Source organism: Hydrogenophaga sp. T2, assembly GCF_049843535.1.
Taxonomy (GTDB): domain Bacteria; phylum Pseudomonadota; class Gammaproteobacteria; order Burkholderiales; family Burkholderiaceae_C; genus Hydrogenophaga; species Hydrogenophaga crocea.
The window spans coordinates 332,431-349,601 of the sequence record NZ_JBBHZJ010000005.1 but is presented as its reverse complement, the minus strand read 5'-3'; the positions used below and the strand labels follow the sequence as shown (position 1 = coordinate 349,601).

General features: G+C 67.3%; 22 protein-coding genes and 1 tRNA gene. 15 read left to right on the top strand and 8 right to left on the bottom strand.

Translation table 11 applies throughout. The features are described from left to right. Positions 1–23: 23 nt before the first annotated feature. From atpB to WDZ95_RS14440, 9 genes are all read left to right on the top strand, one after another. A complete protein-coding gene (gene atpB / locus WDZ95_RS14480) occupies positions 24–890 on the top strand; it encodes a F0F1 ATP synthase subunit A (protein WP_166228654.1) in 867 nt (288 codons plus the stop codon). 76 nt (positions 891–966) lie between these two features. Continuing rightward, positions 967–1,212 carry a F0F1 ATP synthase subunit C gene (gene atpE / locus WDZ95_RS14475; protein ID WP_009519254.1) on the top strand — a complete coding sequence of 82 codons (246 nt, stop codon included), beginning with the start codon at positions 967–969 and terminating at the stop codon, positions 1,210–1,212. 124 nt (positions 1,213–1,336) lie between these two features. Beyond that, a complete protein-coding gene (locus WDZ95_RS14470) occupies positions 1,337–1,807 on the top strand; it encodes a F0F1 ATP synthase subunit B (RefSeq protein ID WP_166228652.1) in 471 nt (156 codons plus the stop codon). Between the two features lie 26 nt (positions 1,808–1,833). Further along, positions 1,834–2,364: a F0F1 ATP synthase subunit delta gene (locus WDZ95_RS14465; RefSeq protein ID WP_425779365.1), complete on the top strand. Its 531-nt coding sequence runs from the start codon at positions 1,834–1,836 to the stop codon at positions 2,362–2,364. Positions 2,365–2,417: 53 nt separating this feature from the next. After that, entirely contained in the window at positions 2,418–3,974 is a 1,557-nt protein-coding gene (gene atpA / locus WDZ95_RS14460) for a F0F1 ATP synthase subunit alpha (protein ID WP_166228648.1), read from the top strand. Positions 3,975–4,002: 28 nt separating this feature from the next. Beyond that, positions 4,003–4,869, top strand: coding sequence for a F0F1 ATP synthase subunit gamma (gene atpG, locus WDZ95_RS14455; RefSeq protein WP_166228646.1), 867 nt, complete (start codon positions 4,003–4,005; stop codon positions 4,867–4,869). Positions 4,870–4,913: 44 nt separating this feature from the next. Next, positions 4,914–6,323, top strand: coding sequence for a F0F1 ATP synthase subunit beta (atpD, locus tag WDZ95_RS14450; protein WP_166228644.1), 1,410 nt, complete (start codon positions 4,914–4,916; stop codon positions 6,321–6,323). 24 nt (positions 6,324–6,347) lie between these two features. Then, positions 6,348–6,764 carry a F0F1 ATP synthase subunit epsilon gene (locus WDZ95_RS14445; RefSeq protein WP_166228643.1) on the top strand — a complete coding sequence of 139 codons (417 nt, stop codon included), beginning with the start codon at positions 6,348–6,350 and terminating at the stop codon, positions 6,762–6,764. Positions 6,765–6,877: 113 nt separating this feature from the next. Next, the gene (locus WDZ95_RS14440) at positions 6,878–7,447 is read left to right on the top strand and encodes a cyclic nucleotide-binding domain-containing protein (RefSeq protein ID WP_425779361.1); all 570 of its coding nucleotides are present in this window, start codon (positions 6,878–6,880) and stop codon (positions 7,445–7,447) included. A gap of 10 nt (positions 7,448–7,457) precedes the next feature. On the opposite strand, the gene WDZ95_RS14435 is transcribed toward WDZ95_RS14440, so the two are convergent. From WDZ95_RS14435 to WDZ95_RS14425, 3 genes are read right to left on the bottom strand one after another with little or no spacing between them, the layout of a single operon-like run. Further along, a complete protein-coding gene (locus WDZ95_RS14435; RefSeq protein WP_425779359.1) occupies positions 7,458–7,985 on the bottom strand; it encodes a TPM domain-containing protein in 528 nt (175 codons plus the stop codon). Positions 7,986–7,995: 10 nt separating this feature from the next. Then, positions 7,996–8,892 (bottom strand): TPM domain-containing protein, encoded by an 897-nt coding sequence (locus WDZ95_RS14430; RefSeq protein WP_425779357.1) that lies wholly within the window; start codon positions 8,890–8,892, stop codon positions 7,996–7,998. Then, complete coding sequence (locus WDZ95_RS14425; RefSeq protein WP_166228635.1) at positions 8,889–9,506, bottom strand: LemA family protein; 618 nt, start codon at positions 9,504–9,506, stop codon at positions 8,889–8,891. Before WDZ95_RS14425 ends, WDZ95_RS14430 begins: the two co-directional genes overlap by 4 nt. Before the next feature lie 75 nt (positions 9,507–9,581). On the opposite strand from WDZ95_RS14425, the gene WDZ95_RS14420 reads away from it, so the two are divergent. Genes WDZ95_RS14420 through WDZ95_RS14410 form a run of 3 tightly spaced genes read left to right on the top strand, consistent with a single transcriptional unit; the run spans position 9,582 to position 11,578 of the window. Continuing rightward, on the top strand, positions 9,582–10,019 hold the full coding sequence (locus WDZ95_RS14420) for a YybH family protein (protein ID WP_425779355.1): 438 nt from the start codon (positions 9,582–9,584) through the stop codon (positions 10,017–10,019). A 6-nt stretch (positions 10,020–10,025) separates the two neighbouring features. After that, on the top strand, positions 10,026–11,036 hold the full coding sequence (locus tag WDZ95_RS14415; protein WP_425779353.1) for a YheT family hydrolase: 1,011 nt from the start codon (positions 10,026–10,028) through the stop codon (positions 11,034–11,036). 8 nt (positions 11,037–11,044) lie between these two features. Further along, on the top strand, positions 11,045–11,578 hold the full coding sequence (locus WDZ95_RS14410; RefSeq protein ID WP_425779351.1) for a DUF2946 family protein: 534 nt from the start codon (positions 11,045–11,047) through the stop codon (positions 11,576–11,578). A 28-nt stretch (positions 11,579–11,606) separates the two neighbouring features. Here WDZ95_RS14410 and WDZ95_RS14405 read toward each other — a convergent pair whose 3' ends face one another. Continuing rightward, on the bottom strand, positions 11,607–12,449 hold the full coding sequence (locus tag WDZ95_RS14405; RefSeq protein WP_425779349.1) for a c-type cytochrome: 843 nt from the start codon (positions 12,447–12,449) through the stop codon (positions 11,607–11,609). 331 nt (positions 12,450–12,780) lie between these two features. Between WDZ95_RS14405 and WDZ95_RS14400 the strand changes: the two genes are divergently transcribed. After that, positions 12,781–12,856: transfer RNA gene (locus WDZ95_RS14400), tRNA-Arg, on the top strand. A gap of 548 nt (positions 12,857–13,404) precedes the next feature. Here WDZ95_RS14400 and WDZ95_RS14395 read toward each other — a convergent pair. The 4 genes from WDZ95_RS14395 to WDZ95_RS14380 are packed head-to-tail and all read right to left on the bottom strand — an operon-like array spanning position 13,405 to position 15,230. Further along, on the bottom strand, positions 13,405–13,824 hold the full coding sequence (locus WDZ95_RS14395) for a TerB family tellurite resistance protein (protein WP_011829325.1): 420 nt from the start codon (positions 13,822–13,824) through the stop codon (positions 13,405–13,407). Positions 13,825–13,854: 30 nt separating this feature from the next. Beyond that, positions 13,855–14,124: a zf-TFIIB domain-containing protein gene (locus WDZ95_RS14390; protein WP_011829324.1), complete on the bottom strand. Its 270-nt coding sequence runs from the start codon at positions 14,122–14,124 to the stop codon at positions 13,855–13,857. Positions 14,125–14,144: 20 nt separating this feature from the next. Continuing rightward, positions 14,145–14,861: a Bax inhibitor-1/YccA family protein gene (locus tag WDZ95_RS14385; protein WP_011829323.1), complete on the bottom strand. Its 717-nt coding sequence runs from the start codon at positions 14,859–14,861 to the stop codon at positions 14,145–14,147. 27 nt (positions 14,862–14,888) lie between these two features. Further along, the gene (locus WDZ95_RS14380) at positions 14,889–15,230 is read right to left on the bottom strand and encodes a hypothetical protein (protein WP_041929608.1); all 342 of its coding nucleotides are present in this window, start codon (positions 15,228–15,230) and stop codon (positions 14,889–14,891) included. Between the two features lie 188 nt (positions 15,231–15,418). Here WDZ95_RS14380 and WDZ95_RS14375 point away from each other — a divergent pair, with 188 nt between their 5' ends. Both WDZ95_RS14375 and WDZ95_RS14370 read left to right on the top strand, forming a co-directional pair. Continuing rightward, positions 15,419–16,522: a DUF3616 domain-containing protein gene (locus tag WDZ95_RS14375; RefSeq protein WP_205710662.1), complete on the top strand. Its 1,104-nt coding sequence runs from the start codon at positions 15,419–15,421 to the stop codon at positions 16,520–16,522. After that, positions 16,519–17,157 carry a YqhA family protein gene (locus WDZ95_RS14370; protein ID WP_237706384.1) on the top strand — a complete coding sequence of 213 codons (639 nt, stop codon included), beginning with the start codon at positions 16,519–16,521 and terminating at the stop codon, positions 17,155–17,157. Before WDZ95_RS14375 ends, WDZ95_RS14370 begins: the two co-directional genes overlap by 4 nt. The last annotated feature ends 14 nt before the right edge of the window (positions 17,158–17,171 follow it).

Here is a 17,171-nt window from a genome sequence, read left to right as displayed (position 1 = left end):
GCTCCGCGCATTGGTGCACACAAATGGCTGCTGAAGGCACTCTGACCCCCGGCGAATACATCCGCCACCACCTCGTTCACCTGACGAACAAGAAGCAGGAGTCGATCGTCGACTTCTCCGTGCTCAATGTGGACTCGGTTGTGGTCAGCAGCCTGCTGGGTCTGCTGATGTGCTTCGTGTTCTGGCTGTGCGCGCGCAAGGCCACTTCGGGCGTGCCGGGCCGCTTCCAGGCCGCGGTCGAGATCCTCGTGGAAATGGTGGACAACCAGGCCAAGGCCGTGATCCACAACGCCACCAGCCGCAAACTCATCGCGCCCATGGCCCTGGCCGTGTTCGTCTGGATCTTCCTGATGAACTTCATGGACATGATTCCCGTGGACCTGCTGCCCAGCATCTGGCACAGCGCCGGTCCCGCCCTGGGCTTCAAGGACTACCTGCGCGTGGTGCCCACCGCCGACCTGTCCACCACCCTCGGCCTGTCCTTCTCCGTCCTCGTGCTCTGCCTGGTCTACAACATCAAGATCAAAGGCCTGGGCGGCTGGACGCACGAATTGGTGACCGCCCCCTTCGGCACCAGCAAGAACCCCGTGTGGGCGCTGCTGCTGGGCGTGGTCAACTTCCTGATGCAAATGATCGAGTTCGTGGCGAAGACGGTTTCGCACGGCATGCGGTTGTTTGGCAACATGTTCGCGGGTGAGCTGGTGTTCATGCTGATCGCGTTGCTGGGGGCGTATGCATCCCTCTCGCTCGGCGGTGGACTCTTCTTCGTCGGACACCTGATCGCCGGCACGATCTGGACGCTGTTCCACATCCTGGTCATCGTCCTGCAGGCGTTCATCTTCATGATGCTGGCCCTCATTTATCTGGGGCAGGCGCATGACGCTCACTGACGCGACCGTCCTGGACGCGCTCGGGTAATTTCGTTCCTTTCTTTCTCATCCAACTTCCATCTCAACAGGAGTCAACATGGAAAACGTTCTGGGTCTCGTCGCTCTGGCTTGCGGCCTCATCGTTGGTCTGGGCGCCATCGGCGCTTCCATCGGCATCGCGCTGATGGGCGGCAAGTTCCTCGAATCGTCGGCCCGTCAGCCCGAGCTGATGAACGACCTGCAGACCAAGATGTTCATTCTGGCCGGCCTGATCGACGCGGCCTTCCTGATCGGTGTGGCCATCGCCCTGCTGTTCGCCTTCGCCAACCCGTTCACCCTGTAATTCGGTTGGTCGGCGCCCGTGCGGGCGCGGCAGTTCGAGGCCCGGGTCGTCCCCTCGCGCCGTTCTGCCGCTCCGCCGGGCCGCCGGTGTGTTTTCACCTTAGTCCACACAGAAAGGCGTTGCGATGAACATCAATGCAACCCTCTTTGCGCAGGCCCTCGTCTTCGCGATCCTGATCTGGTTCACGATGAAGTTCATCTGGCCGCCGATCGCAAAAGCGCTTGACGAGCGCGCATTGAAGATTTCCGAAGGTCTGGCCGCTTCCGAAAAAGCCAAGACCGAACTCGCCGCCGCCAACCAGCGCGTCGAGGCCGAGCTGAGCCAGTCGCGCAACGAGTCCGCCACCCGCCTGGCCGACGCCGAGCGCCGCGCCCAGGCCCTGATCGAAGAGGCGAAAGCCCGCGCCAACGACGAAGCCGCCAAGATCGTGGCCGCCGCGCGCCAGGAAGCCGAGCAGCAGGTGATCAAGGCCCGCGAAGCCCTGCGTGAGCAGGTCGCCGTGCTGGCCGTCAAGGGCGCCGAGCAGATCCTGCGCAAGGAAGTCAACGCCGGCGTTCACGCCGACCTGCTCAACCGCCTCAAGACCGAGCTCTGATCGAGCGCACGCACAGGAACGACGACATGGCCGAAATCGCCACCATCGCCCGCCCGTACGCGGAAGCCTTGTTCAAGGCGTGTGGCCAGGATGCCGCCGGTGCGGCGGCCTGGCTGGACGCCGTGGCCGCCGTGGCCGCTGACGCCCAGCTCCAGCAGTTTGCCGACAGCCCCAAGGTGACCCCGCAGCAGGTGTTCGACCTGATCGCCGGTGTGCTCAAGAGCCCGCTGCCGACCGCCGGCCAGAACTTCCTGCGCACCGTCATCGACAATGGCCGCCTCGCCGCGCTGCCCGAGATCGCCGCCCAGTTCCGCGCGCTCAAGAACGCCCGCCAGGGCACGTCCGACGCCACCGTCTTCAGCGCCTTCGCGATCGAGCCTTCGGCCCTGGCCGAGCTCTCGACCGCGCTCGAAAAGCGCTTTGGCCGCCAGCTCAACCTGCAGGTCGAACTGCAGCCCGAGCTGATTGGCGGCATTCGCGTGGTGGTCGGCGACGAGGTGCTCGACACCTCCGTCAAGGCCCGCCTGGAACAGATGAAAGTGGCCCTCACGGCCTGATGGCCCTGACCCGCCCCGCGCCGCATACCCATTAACGAAAGAAGGAAAGAGTCATGCAACTCAATCCCGCCGAAATCTCCGAACTGATCAAGTCGCGCATCGAGGGTCTGGCCGCCAATGCCGACGTGCGCAACCAGGGCACCGTGGTGTCGGTCACCGACGGTATCGTCCGCGTGCACGGCCTGTCCGACGTGATGCAGGGCGAAATGCTCGAGTTTCCCGCCAACAAGGACGGCGTGCCCTCGTTCGGCCTGGCGCTGAACCTCGAGCGCGACTCCGTCGGCGCCGTGGTGCTGGGTGAGTACGAGCACATCTCCGAAGGCGACACCGTCAAGTGCACGGGCCGCATCCTGGAAGTGCCGGTGGGCCCCGAACTCGTGGGCCGCGTGGTCAACGCCCTGGGCCAGCCGATCGACGGCAAGGGCCCGGTGAACGCCAAGCTCACCGACGTGATCGAGAAGGTCGCCCCGGGCGTGATCGCGCGCCAGTCGGTGGACCAGCCGGTGCAGACCGGCCTGAAGTCGATCGACTCGATGGTGCCCGTGGGCCGTGGCCAGCGCGAGCTGATCATTGGCGACCGCCAGACCGGCAAGACCGCGGTGGCGATCGACGCGATCATCAACCAGAAGGGTCAGAACATGACCTGCATCTACGTCGCCATCGGCCAGAAGGCGTCGTCGATCAAGAACGTGGTGCGTGCCCTGGAGCAGGCCGGCGCGATGGAATACACCATCGTGGTCGCGGCCTCGGCCTCCGAATCGGCCGCCATGCAGTACCTGTCGGCCTACTCGGGCTGCACCATGGGTGAGTACTTCCGCGACCGCGGCCAGGACGCCCTGATCGTATACGACGACCTGTCCAAGCAGGCCGTGGCCTACCGCCAGGTTTCGCTGCTGCTGCGCCGCCCGCCGGGCCGTGAAGCCTACCCCGGCGACGTGTTCTACCTCCACAGCCGCCTGCTCGAGCGCGCGGCCCGCGTGAACGCCGACTACGTCGAAGCCTTCACCAAGGGTGAAGTCAAGGGCAAGACCGGTTCGCTGACCGCGCTGCCCATCATCGAAACGCAGGCCGGCGACGTGTCCGCCTTCGTGCCGACCAACGTGATCTCGATCACCGACGGCCAGATCTTCCTGGAGACCAGCCTGTTCAACGCCGGTATCCGTCCCGCCATCAACGCCGGTATCTCGGTGTCGCGCGTGGGTGGTGCGGCCCAGACCAAGCTGATCAAGGGTCTGTCGGGCGGTATCCGTACCGACCTCGCGCAGTACCGTGAACTCGCGGCCTTCGCGCAGTTCGCCTCCGACCTCGACGAAGCCACCCGCAAGCAGCTCGACCGCGGTGCCCGCGTGACCGAACTGCTCAAGCAGGCCCAGTACAGCCCGCTGCCCATCAGCCTGATGGCCGCCACGCTGTTCGCGGTGAACAAGGGCTTCCTCGACGACGTGGACGTCAAGAAGGTGCTGGCTTTCGAGTCGGCCCTGCACGCCCACCTGAAGGACAAGCACGCCGCGCTGCTGACCAAGCTGCAGAACGACAAGGCCATGGACAAGGACGCCGAAGCCCAGCTGTCGGCAGCCATCGCCGAGTTCAAGAAGACCGGCACGTACTGAGCGCCCCAGGACCCAACCAGGAGCAGCGATGGCAGCAGGCAAGGAAATCCGCGGCAAGATCAAATCGGTGGAGAACACCAAGAAGATCACCAAGGCCATGGAGATGGTCGCCGCCTCCAAGATGCGCAAGGCGCAGGACCGCATGCGTGCGGCCCGGCCTTACGCCGAGAAGGTGCGTCAGATCACGGGCAACCTGAGCAAGGCCAACCCCGAGTACACGCACCCCTTCATGGAGACGAACGACGCCAAGACCGCCGGCTTCGTCGTCGTCACCACCGACAAGGGCCTGTGTGGCGGCCTCAACACCAACGTGTTGCGCGCGGTCACCAACGAGCTCAAGGCCCTGCAGGCCAAGGGTGAGACCGCCGAGGTCGTCGCCATTGGCAACAAGGGTCTGGGCTTCATGAACCGCATCGGCGCCAAGGTGGTGTCGAGCGTCACGGGCCTGGGCGACACGCCGCACCTCGAAAAACTCATCGGCCCCGTCAAGGTGCTGCTCGATGCGTACACCGAGGGCCGCATCAAGAGCGTGCACGTGGCCTACACCCGCTTCATCAACACGATGAAGCAAGAGGCCGTGGTCCAGCAACTGCTGCCCCTGAACGCCGAGTCCCTGCAGGACGGCGCCGGTGGCCGCGACTGGGACTACATCTACGAACCCGACGCACCCGCCGTCATCGACGAACTGCTGCTGCGCTACATCGAGGCGCAGGTGTACCAGGCCGTTGCCGAGAACATGGCGTCCGAGCAGTCGGCGCGCATGGTGGCCATGAAGGCCGCGACCGACAACGCGGGCAACGTGATCAGCGAGCTCAAGCTCGTCTACAACAAGACCCGCCAGGCCGGCATCACCAAAGAGCTGTCCGAGATCGTCGCCGGCGCCGCCGCCGTGTAAGGCCCGCGCCCTCCCGAATCCAGAGAAAACAGAAGGTAAACATCATGTCTCAAGTGCAAGGCAAGATCGTCCAGTGCATCGGCGCCGTCGTGGACGTGGAATTCCCGCGCGACCAGATGCCCCGCGTGTACGACGCGCTGAAGATGGAGGGCTCGGCCCTCACGCTGGAAGTCCAGCAGCAGCTCGGTGACGGCGTGGTGCGCACCATCGCCCTGGGCTCGTCCGACGGCCTGCGCCGCGGCATGCTGGTGAGCAACACCAACGCCCCCATCACCGTGCCCGTGGGCAAGGCCACGCTGGGCCGCATCATGGACGTGCTGGGCAGCCCCATCGACGAGCGCGGCCCGGTCGACCAGACCCTGACCGCCTCCATCCACCGCAAGGCCCCGGCCTACGACGAACTCTCGCCCTCGCAGGAACTGCTCGAAACCGGCATCAAGGTGATCGACCTCGTGTGCCCGTTCGCCAAGGGTGGCAAGGTGGGTCTGTTCGGTGGCGCCGGCGTGGGCAAGACCGTGAACATGATGGAGCTCATCAACAACATCGCCAAGGCGCACTCGGGTCTGTCCGTGTTCGCCGGCGTGGGTGAGCGCACCCGCGAGGGCAACGACTTCTATCACGAGATGGCCGACTCCGGCGTCGTGAAGCTCGACAACCTGGCCGAATCGAAAGTGGCCATGGTGTACGGCCAGATGAACGAGCCCCCGGGCAACCGCCTGCGCGTGGCCCTGACCGGCCTGACCATCGCCGAGTCGTTCCGCGACGAAGGCCGTGACGTGCTGTTCTTTGTGGACAACATCTACCGCTACACGCTGGCCGGTACCGAAGTGTCCGCCCTGCTGGGCCGCATGCCGTCCGCCGTGGGCTACCAGCCGACGCTGGCCGAAGAAATGGGCCGCCTGCAAGAGCGCATCACCTCGACCAAGGTCGGCTCGATCACCTCGATCCAGGCCGTGTACGTGCCCGCGGACGACCTGACCGACCCGTCGCCCGCCACCACCTTCGCCCACCTGGACTCCACCGTGGTGCTGTCGCGCGACATCGCCGCCCTGGGCATCTACCCCGCCGTGGACCCGCTCGACTCCACCAGCCGCCAGCTCGACCCGCTGGTCGTGGGTGAAGAGCACTACTCGGTGGCCCGCGCCGTGCAGGGCACGCTGCAGCGCTACAAGGAACTGCGCGACATCATCGCCATCCTGGGCATGGACGAACTGGCGCCCGAAGACAAGCTGGCCGTGGCCCGCGCGCGCAAGATCCAGCGTTTCCTGTCGCAGCCCTTCCACGTGGCCGAAGTGTTCACCGGCTCGCCCGGCAAGTACGTGCCGCTGGCCGAGACCATCCGCGGCTTCAAGATGATCACCGCCGGCGAGTGCGACCACCTGCCCGAGCAGGCCTTCTACATGGTCGGCACCATCGACGAAGCCTTCGAGAAGGCCAAGAAGCTCGCGGGCTGATCGCCCACAGCCTGAGGAACCACCATGAGCACCATCCACGTCGACGTGGTCAGCGCCGAGGAGTCCATCTTCTCGGGCGAGGCCAAATTCGTCGCCCTGCCGGGCGAGGCGGGTGAGCTCGGCATTCTGCCCGGCCACATCCCGCTGATCACCCGCATCAAGCCGGGTGCGGTGCGCATCGAAAAAGCCGACGGCGGCGAGGAGTTCGTCTTCGTGGCCGGCGGCATCCTCGAGGTGCAGCCCGACGCCATCACCGTGCTGTCCGACACCGCCATCCGCGGCAAGGACCTCGATGAGGCCAAGGCCACCGAAGCGCGCAAGCAGGCCGAGGAAGCCGTGAAGAACGCCAAGAGCGATGTGGACCTGGCCAAGGCCACGTCCGAACTCGCGGTCATGGCGGCCCAGATCGCCGCGCTGCGCAAGTACCGCCAGAAGAAGTGACGCCCTGCGAATCCCTTCGCCAGAGACCGGCCGCAGGCCGGTCTTTTTTTTGAGTGCCGTCTGGTCAGGGCAATAGCCCGCCACTATGATGGCCCGACAGACCCCGCGCTTCCATGTCTTCTCTTTTCGACAGCCCCGAACTCGCGCCCGAAGAAGTGGCGGCCCGGCTGCTGGTCACGCCCACGGCCCTGGCCGATCTCACGATCGCCGACGCCGCCCGCATCGTGGGCTACATGCGGCCCAAGCTGATCAAGGCCGGCACGGTCGTGATCCATGAGGGCGAGGTCAAGGGCAACGACTACATGCTGCTCGTGCTCGAGGGCGACATCGCCGTCGAAAGCGAACTGCCCGGCATGCACGAGAACATGGTGGTCAACATCATGGGCCCGGGTCACCTGATCGGTGAAATGGGCGTGCTCGACGGCGCGCCGCGCTCGGCCACCTGCACCGCCAACACCGACATCGCCGCCGCGGTGCTCTCGCGCACGGCGCTCATGCGCCTGATGCGCGAAGACCCGCGCCTGGGCGCGCGGCTGCTGCTCGCGATCTCCAAGCGCCTGGCCGACCGCCTGCGCGAAACCACGCGCAAGCTCAAGACCTTCGCCCAGATGAACAAGGCGTTGCAGCAGGAGTTGCAGGTGGTCATGAACAACCGCACCAACCTCCCGCGCGGCCGCGGCTGAGGTCGCGGACTCACACCCGCAACACTTCGTCGGGCAGCTCGTTGTGCGCGGGCACGCCAGGCCCGGCGGGGCAGTGCGCCACCAGCAGGGCCGACACCTCTTCGAGTGCCTGCGTGAGGCCGTCCTCGACCTCGCCCGCGCGCAGCCGCGTGCCCAACCGGTCCACGATGGCCTGCCAGGCTGACGGCGGCACGTGGCGCGCAAGACCGCGGTCGGCCACGAACTCGATCGCGTTCTCGGCCAGCAGCAGGTAGATCAGCACGCCGTTGTTGTGCTCGGTGTCCCAGAGCCGCAGGCGCCCGAACCAGGCCAGCGCACGCTCGCGCACCACCGCGGCCAGCGCCGCGTCGCTGTGCACACGCAGCACGTAGCTGTTGGGCAGGCCGGCCTCGATCAGCAGGCGCACCTCGCCTGTGTGCCGCGCTTCGCTCGCGCGCACGCGCGCTGCCAGGCGCTCGGCCATGTCGTCGGGCACGGCCCGGCGGCTGTCGCCGGGGTCCATCCAGCGGTGCCGGAACAAACGCCACCAACGGTTCATGCGCGGGCCCTCACCAGCCGCCGGAGGCGCCGCCTCCGCCGAAGTTGCCACCCCCGCCGGAGCGAAAGCCCCCGCCGCGGCCACCGCCACCCCAGCCGCCGCCCCAGCTCCCTCCGCCACCCCAACCGCGGTCGCGCGGCCCGCCCGGACCCGGGAGGTTCAAGGGGGTGATGCGCCCCAGCACCGCCAGCACCACGCCGATCAAGGCCGCGCCGATCGCGATCCAGAGCACCGAGGTGATGAGCCAGGCCAGCAGGCCGGCCGCCGCACCCGCGAGCGGAATGCCCAGTGCGCGCCCGAAGGCGCGGCGCATGAAGCCCGCCAGCATGGGCACGGCGAACACCAGAAACAGCCAGGGCGCCTCCAGATCGCCGGCGCCCTCGCGCGCGGCCGGCGCCGCGGGCTCGGGCAGGGCCTCGCCGCGCACCGCGGCCTCGATGCGCGTGAGGCCCGCGTTGATGCCACCGGCCCAGTCGCCCTGGCGGAACGCGGGCGCCACCGCCTGGTCAAGGATGCGGCGCGCGAGCAGATCGGGGATCGCGCCTTCCAGCGCCTTGGCCGGCGCGATGCGCATGCGCCGGTCGTCCTTGGCGATCACGAACAGCAGACCATCGCCCACCTGCGCTCGCCCGATCTTCCAGGCGTCGCCCAGGCGCTGCGTGTAGTCGGCGATGTCCTCGGGCGCGGTGCTGGCCACGAGCACCACCACGATCTGCGTGCCCTGCGCCTGCTCGAAGGCCGCCAGGCGCGCCTCGAGCGCCTGCAGGGCCCGCGTGTCGAGCGTGCCCGTGAAGTCCATGGCGCGCGCGCGCAGCTCGGGCACGGGCTGCAGGCCCTGCGCCCCCGCCAGCGCGGCGGCGGCCAGCCACAGCCAGGCCAGCAACAGCGCCGCGCGCCCGGCCCTCATGGCTTCTGCGGGGCCTGCGGCGCGGGGCTGCCGAAGTCGACCTTGGGCGGCGCGCTGATGGCCGCTTCGTTGGCCACGCTGAAGTTGGCCTTGGGCTGGTAGCCGAACACCATGGCCGTGAGGTTGCTCGGGAAGCTGCGCGCGAGCACGTTGTAGGCCTGCACCGACTGGATGTAGCGGTTGCGCGCGACGGTGATGCGGTTCTCGGTGCCTTCGAGCTGCACGCGCAGGTCGGCAAAGCCCTGGTTGGCCTTGAGGTTCGGGTACTGCTCGACCACCACCATGAGCCGGCTCAGCGCACTGCCGAGCTCGCCCTGCGCGGCCTGAAATTTCTGCAGCGCGGCCGGGTCGTTGAGCAGTTCGGGCGTGGCCTGGATCGCGGTGGCCCGTGCGCGCGCGTTCACCACGGCTTCCAGCGTGCCGCGCTCGAAGTTGGCCTCGCCCTGAACGGTGGCGACGATGTTGGGGATCAGGTCGGCCCGGCGCTGGTACTGGTTGAGCACCTCGGCCCAGGCCGAGCGGCTCTCTTCGTCGAGCCGCTGGAAATCGTTGTAGCCGCAACCGCCCAGCAGCAGGGCGGTGCACACGAGCAGGAGATGGAACAGGCGGCGCATGGCTTCTCCCCAGGGGTGGCACAGGTTGCCGGCCACTATACCGCCCGGCCTTGGCGGCAGCGGCACAATCCCGGCATGCGCAAACCCAAAATGCCACCGGGCTCGCCCGACGACACCGAGGCCGCGTTCTACGAAGCCCTGCAGCAGGCCGACATCGAGCGCCTGATGGCCTGCTGGACCGACGAAGACGACATCGTCTGCGTGCACCCGGGCGGTCCGCGCCTGATCGGCCACGAAGCGATCCGTGCCGCCTTCGAGGCCATGTTCGCCAACGGCGGCGTGATGGCCGTGCCCGAAAAAATGCAACGCCACGACGACGGCCACTGCAGCGTGCACAGCGTGGTCGAGCGCGTGTCCATCCTCACCGACGATGGCCCGCAGCACGCCTTCGTGCTCGCCACCAACGTGTACGTGAAGACCGCGCGCGGCTGGCGCATGGTGCTGCACCACGCCAGCCCCGGCTCGCGCGTGGAGCCGCCCGAGATCACCGCCACGCGCCCCGTGCTGCACTGAGGCCCGATGAAAGCCGAACCCGCGGCCGACCTCAACGCCTTCCGGGCCCCGTGGTGGCTGCCGGGCGGCCATGCCCAGACCATCTGGCCCGCGCTGTGGGCGCGCCGCCACTTCGGCCCGCCCCCGCGCTGGCGGCGCGAGCGCTGGGACACGCCCGATGGCGACTTCATCGACGTCGACCGTGCCGAGCACGCCAGCCACCCGCAGGCGCCGCTGCTGGTGCTGTTCCACGGGCTCGAAGGCGGCTCGGGCAGCCAGTACGCCATGGCCTTCGCCGACTTCGCCGCCGAGCGCGGCCTGGCCTATGCGGTGCCGCACTTTCGCGGCTGCTCGGGCGAGCTCAACCGCGCGCCACGCGCCTACCACTCGGGCGACTTCGAAGAGATCCACTGGATCCTGCGCCGCTTTGCCGAGGCCGACCCGCAGCGCCCCCTGATCGCAGCGGGCGTCTCGCTCGGCGGCAATGCGCTGCTGCGCTGGGCCGGTGAGATGGGCGAGCAGGCCGCACAGACCGCGCGCGCCGTGGCCGCCATCTGCTCGCCGCTCGACCTCGCTGCAGGCGGCCACGCCATCGGTCGCGGCTTCAACCGGCAGGTCTACACGCGCATGTTCCTCCACACCATGAAGCCCAAGGCGCTGCGCAAGCTGGCCCAGCACCCGGGCCTGTTCGATGGCGAGGCCCTGCGTGCCGTGCGCGACCTCTACGCCTTCGACAACCTCTTCACCGCGCCCCTGCACGGCTTCAAGGGCACCGACGACTACTGGCGCCGCGCCTCGGCCAAGCCGCACCTCGCGCGCATCCGCGTGCCCGCGCTCGCGCTCAATGCGCTCAACGATCCCTTCGTGCCGGCCGCGTCGCTGCCACGCGCGGGCGAGGTCGGGCCGCATGTCACGCTCTGGCAGCCGGCGCACGGCGGCCACGTGGGCTTTCCGAGCTCGCTGGGTGCCTGGGGCCTGCCGGGCCATGTGCGCACCATGCCCGAGGCGGTCGGCCACTGGCTGCTCTCGCACACCTGAGGCCCGCCATGGACGACATCGTCAAAGCCGCCCTGGCCAAATGGCCCAACGTGCCCCACTGCCACGGCTGGCTGGGCCTGGACGCGCGCGGCCAGTGGTACATGCGCGACGACCGCACCCAGGCCGCGGGGCCGTTTCCGCAGAGCAAAGGCTCGCTGCTGCGGCACGACAAGCTGGTGGCCTTCATCCACCGCAACTACCTCGCCGACGAAGAGGGGCAGTGGTACTTCCAGAACGGTCCGCAGCGCGTGTACGTCGAGCTCGAGGCCACGCCCCAGGTGTGGCGCCTGCAGCCCGATGGCGGCGTGCTCGCGCACACCGGCGCGCCCGCGCTGGTGCGCTCGAGCTGGGTCGACGAAGCAGGCCGCCTGTACCTCGACACCGACATCGGCTTCGGCCTGGTGCACACCGCCGACATGGCCCTGGCGGCCGATCGGGTGGAGGCGGGCGACTGGTCGCCCCAGGACGTGCGGGCGGCCGAGCTGCCCGCGCGGTACGGCTATGTGATGAGTCCCGAGGCCAAGAAAAAAGCCGGTCAGTGACCGGCTTTTTTCACTGGGCTGAGCCCGCTTACTTGGCGGCGTTGACCAGGTACTCGACCGCAGCGCGGATCTCGGCGTCGGAGGCGGCCATGGCGCCACCCTTGGGCGGCATCGCGCCCTTGCCCTTGATGACGCTCGCGGTCAGCGCGTCCACGCCCTGCGCGATGCGCGGGGCCCAGGCGGCCTTGTCACCGGTCTTGGGGGCGCCGGCCACGCCAGCGCCATGGCACACGGTGCACGACTGCTTGTAGAGCGCCTCACCGGCGTTGGCCACGGGCGCGGCGGTGGGGGCGGGCGCGGCCGCGGGCGCCGGCGCGGCGGCGGGGGCAGCGGCCATCACGGGCGCGGCGGGCGCTGCAGCGGCGGCAGCGGCCGGTGCGGCTTGCTGCGGCTCGGGGAACTTGGCGCCCGCGGCATTGGCCATGTGCACCACGGCGCGGCCGATCTCGGCGTCGCGGAAGGCGCCGCCACCCTGGGCGCCCATGGCGCCTTTGCCCTTGAGCGCCGAGTTCAGCAGCGCGTCGTAGCCGGTGGCGATGCGGGCCGCCCAGGCGCCGGCGTCACCGAACTTGGGGGCACCGGCCAGGCCGGCTTCGTGGCAGGCCGCGCACTGGGCCTTGTACACGTTGGCACCGGCTTCGAGCGGGCGGTTGGCGTCGCGGATCTCGATCGAGCCGACCTTCTGGATGCGCTGCGCCGTGGCCTGTTCCATGTTGACAGCACCGGCGGCGGGCTTGTTGCCCGAGGTCACGTAGAAGACCAGGCCGATGATGATGAAGACGGGCACCACGAACGCGAAGAACGACGTCCACAGCAGTTGGGCGGGCGTCTTGATGGGGCCGGTGTGGGAATCGTGCGCGTGGTCGCTCATGGGGTCCTCAGGGGGAGTGGCAGGCGGGCCATCAAGGCCTTCTGGCAAGGCCCGCCGGGCGGTGGCGGACAGCCCGCGATTATAGCCAGCGGGCCTGGGCCCTCTCGGGATCCCGAGCGTGCGGCTAGAATGACCGGCTCTGCGCGGCTGTAGCTCAGTGGATAGAGTATTGGCCTCCGAAGGTTGTCGTCATTCGGGAAGCGCGCAGTAAAACGAGTATTGGTCTTTTCCAGCCACGCGGCTGTAGCTCAGTGGATAGAGTATTGGCCTCCGAAGGCTGTCGTCATTCGGGAAGCGCGCAGTAGAACGAGTATTGGTCTTTTCCAGCCACGCGGCTGTAGCTCAGTGGATAGAGTATCGGCCTCCGAAGCCGAGGGTCGTGGGTTCGATCCCCGCCAGCCGCGCCATACCTCACCTCCTCGGTGAGTAGCCAATCACAAGGGCAGTTGATTGGCTTCGACGTCGACTTCTTGAGCAAGCGTTCTAGGGCACAGCAGGACTTTGGACCAATGGTCTGAAGGAATGCCGCAGGTCTTCCTGTGCCCTGGCTGTGCCTTGGCTGTGCCATGCCTAACACACGCAAGGTCCAGTTGCGACCCTCGGTCCCGTGCCAGGAAGATCCTCCGAATCCTGCGCCCTGCGGGTTGGACAGCAACGCTGATGCGTTGGTCCACTTTGCAGCGGTTGCGGTCTGCCGGGAGCGGGCGCCGAACGTTCGTTCTGCGCCACGTTGCAGACGTTCAGAACTCCGCGACAACGATGGACCGCTTGCAGAAGGCGAGGTCGTAGCTAGACTGCCGCAATCGGCCATCAGCAGACATAGCCGTTGTGTCTCCATAGCGGACAGCCAACATCGATCTCGACCCGATCATGGGCACGCCATGGGGCACTTCCGACACGCCCCGCCGAAAGCCCACAGACCCACACCTCGGATTGATCAGGCAGGGCGAGCCGGTCAGTTCCGAGACGACGGCCGAAACATCTCACGGTGCAAGCCCCAATGCTCGACCGCGGCGATTAGAACGCTCGATTCACCGTCGTCAACATGCGCGTCGACTTCTGCAAGCTCGACACACAAGCGCAGCAACTTCAGCCGTAGCGCGGGGTCCTGGACTTCACCCATCAGGTCCGCCAGCGTGCGCTCGTCCACCGGGCAGGCGTCGGCCCACTTCAACTGGTCGCTGGACAGCAGATCCTCGCAGAAGGTGTCCAGCAGCGCGTGCAACTCATGCCGCGCCAGACCCAACTGCTCATGCACGGCAAGGCGGTCGAGCCACTTGATCTCAGCGTCGCCGATGTCGCCATCGGCGACCACCGTCAGTGCGACGATGCGGGCTGCGGCCTGCGGGCTGTTCACGGGATAACTGCGCATCATGGGTCTCCCTTGGGTGCAGTGGGTCGCGGGTCAGTCGAAGATGTTGCTTAGCCAGGACTTCCTGCGGCCGCCCTGCTGGCCTCGACCATGCTCGTAATCGGAGTCCGCGAACTGGGGCTGTGATCGGGCGGCCGCGTTGCCGGCTGGGACCGGTGGTGCCAGGCTCGCCGAGCGCTCGATCAGCTTGTCGAGTTCGCCGCGGTCCAGCCACACGCCGCGGCATTGCGGGCAGTAGTCGATCTCGACGCCCTGGCGGTCGCTCATCACGAGTGCGGTGTCGGTGCAGGTGGGGCATTTCATGGGGTGCTCCTGATGAGGGTTCATTCATCCGAGTTGCCGAAGCCGAACAGGCTGAGCAGACTCGTGAACAGGTTGAAGATCGAGACGTACAGCCCGACGGTGGCCAGCACGTAGTTGGTTTCGCCACCGGTGACGATGCGACTGGTCTCGTACAGGATCAGGCCGGCCGACAGCAGCGCCACCATCGCGGCGACGGCCAGGCCCAGCGCCGGAACCTGCAGGAACACCGCGCCCAGGCCGGCAATCAGCGCGATGACCATGCCGGCGAACAGGAAGCCGCCCATGAAGCTGAAGTCGCGACGGGTCGTCAAGACCCAGGCCGACAAGGCCAGGAAGGTGGCGCCCGTGGCCGCCAGGGCCATCGTCACGACCTGTGCACCGCCGGGCAGTGCCAGCGACTTGGCCAACACCGGCCCCAGGGAGTAGCCCATGAAGCCCGTCAGCGCAAACACAGCCGGCAAGGCCCAGCCGCTGTTCTTGAACTTGTAGACAGCAAAGAGCAGGCCGAAGTAGCCGCCCAGGGTCAGCAGGATGCCCGGCGCCGGCAGCTGGAACGTCACGCTGGCAGCAGCGATGGCCGCGCTGAACAGCAACGTCATCGACAGCAAGGCGTATGTGTTGCGCAGCACACGGCTCGTACCTACGACATCCGTGGGTGTCGCGTTGCCTGCGGCGATAGACGCCGAATGCGCGGTCTCCGGGCGAGTGGTCGAGGGGATGGGCGTCATGGAGTTCATGGAGTCGAGTCCTGAGGTCGTTCGAGTTCAGCGTTCGTGACCGATGAAGCGCTGGCGCATGCGACGGGAGTCACTGCCCCGGCGCCACAAGCGCATCAGGAACCGCGCGGCACGCGCCAGCGCGTTGTCCAGCGCCGTGCGCCAGTCGCTCGCCACGGAGGCGACGACCACCGACCCGGCGCCATCGGTCCGGAGTTCCACCTGGCAGCGCTTGTCGATGCCGCCGCGCGGCCCGTTCACGTCCGACATCTGCACCTCGGCGCGCGGCACGAGCCAGCCCAGGCGTCGCAGCACGAAGCGCACGCGGCGCTCGGTCAGGTCGCGCAAGTCAGTGGCTTGCGGATGGCGGGACTTGAAGAGCACTTGCATCACGGATCTCCATCGGTTGAGGGACAGACGGAATGTGGGGTGCCTGGCGGTTCTGGAAAAGCAGTCTTTCGAGAACGTGAACATCGGATAAACCTGAACATAGGAAGGAGCTTCGGCCGCAGACTTCGGGGTTTGGCGGCTCAGGCCGGCACGCATTGCAGCACGCGTGCCTGCTGGCCCGTCACCCTTTGGAGAAGCACCAGATGCCCAACGCTCGAACCGCCAATGCCGTCCGTCTGGAGTTCGCTCCTGACTCCCTGGTTCAATCGAATCTGTCCGGCGCGGCCTTCACCGGCGACTGGCTCTGGGTGGCGGGCGACGAAGCCTGCGGCCTGGACCGCCTGCGCCTGCTCGCCCCGGTGGGGCGCGAGGCTTTGCGCTTCGGCGAGGTGCGCGACTTCCCGCTCGCCGATCTGCTGGACCTGCCCGGCACGGCCGGGGAAGAGGCCGATCTGGAAGGCATGGCCGTGGCCGACGGTTACCTGTGGCTGGTGGGCTCGCATGGCCTGAAGCGCAAGAACGCCAAACCGGACCGGGACCACGCCGACAACGCCAAGCGCTTGTCGAAGGTGGCGCTCGACGGCAATCGGCGCCTGCTGGCCTGCCTGCCCATCGAGCCTGACGCCAAGGGCGAGCCCTGCCTGGTACGGCAGGCCAAGGACGGCCGACGGGCGCTGCGCCTGAAGGGTGATGCGCAAACGAACCTGCTCACCCGTGCGCTCGCCGATGACCCCCACTTCGGACCGTATTTGGCCATCCCGGGAAAGGACAACGGCTTCGACATCGAAGGCCTGGCCGTGGACGGCCGCCGGCTGCTGCTCGGCCTGCGCGGCCCGGTGCTGCGCGGTTGGTCGGCGCTGCTCGAGGTCGCGGTCGAGACCCGCGGTGACCAGCTGCGCCTGGCGCCCCTCGACGACAGCGGCACGCTGATCCGCAAGCACTTCCTGCAGCTCGACGGCCTGGGCGTGCGGGACCTGCACTTCTCCGGCGACGACCTCTACATCCTGGCCGGCCCGACGATGGTGCTGAACGGCGACATCCGCGTCTTCAAGTGGCCCGCCGCCCGGCCCTTGCTGGCCGCGAACCGCGAGCCGGTGCGCTTCGAGTCGGCGCTGACCGAGTCGGTGCCCCTGCCACATGGTCGCGGCACCAACCGTGCCGAAGCCATCTGTGACCTGCCGCCGGCGCTGTCGGGCGGCAAGGCGCGCTGGCTCGTGCTGTACGACGCGCCTGGCGCCGATCGCAAGGAGGGCGAGCACACCGTCTTCGGTGACCTGCTGCGCCACGATTGAAATCGTCCGCCTCGGTCAGCTTCAGTCGCCTGGGCGAGCTGGCCTGCGTGGCGCAGGAAGCTTCGGCTGGTTCGCTGTTCGACGTAATTGTCGGCTCTGTTTCAAGGAAAACAAGAATGGAAATGCTGCTTTCACGGGTCGGGTCGCTGCTTTACGGCATGAGATTCACGATGTTGTTTTTCTATGTGGGTCTTGTGGCGATCATCTTCGGCATTCTGGGAAAGTTCCTGCTGGAAACCTACAAGCTGATGAGCACCTTGCTGTTCGGCGATCTCGAGAAGATCGACCTGATCATCAAGGTGCTCGAACTGGTGGACATGACGATGGTGGCGCAGTTGGTGTGGGTGGTCGCGCTCGCCGGTGTGTCGCTCTTCGTGACCACGGGGCACTTCGACAAGAAGGACATGAAGAAGCCCGACTGGCTGGACCACGTCAACACCTACAACCTCAAGTTGAAGCTTGCATTCGCCATCATCTCGATCTCAGGCGTGCATGCCTTGAAGACGTACCTGAGCGGCGATTTGACTTTGGAGAATATCCAGATCGTGACGATGGTGGCTGTCATTCACTTCACCTTCGTGCTCTCTGCCATCGGCATCTCTTTTGCAGAACGTTTGACGCGGGAAAAGACCTGAACGCGCCTTGGGCC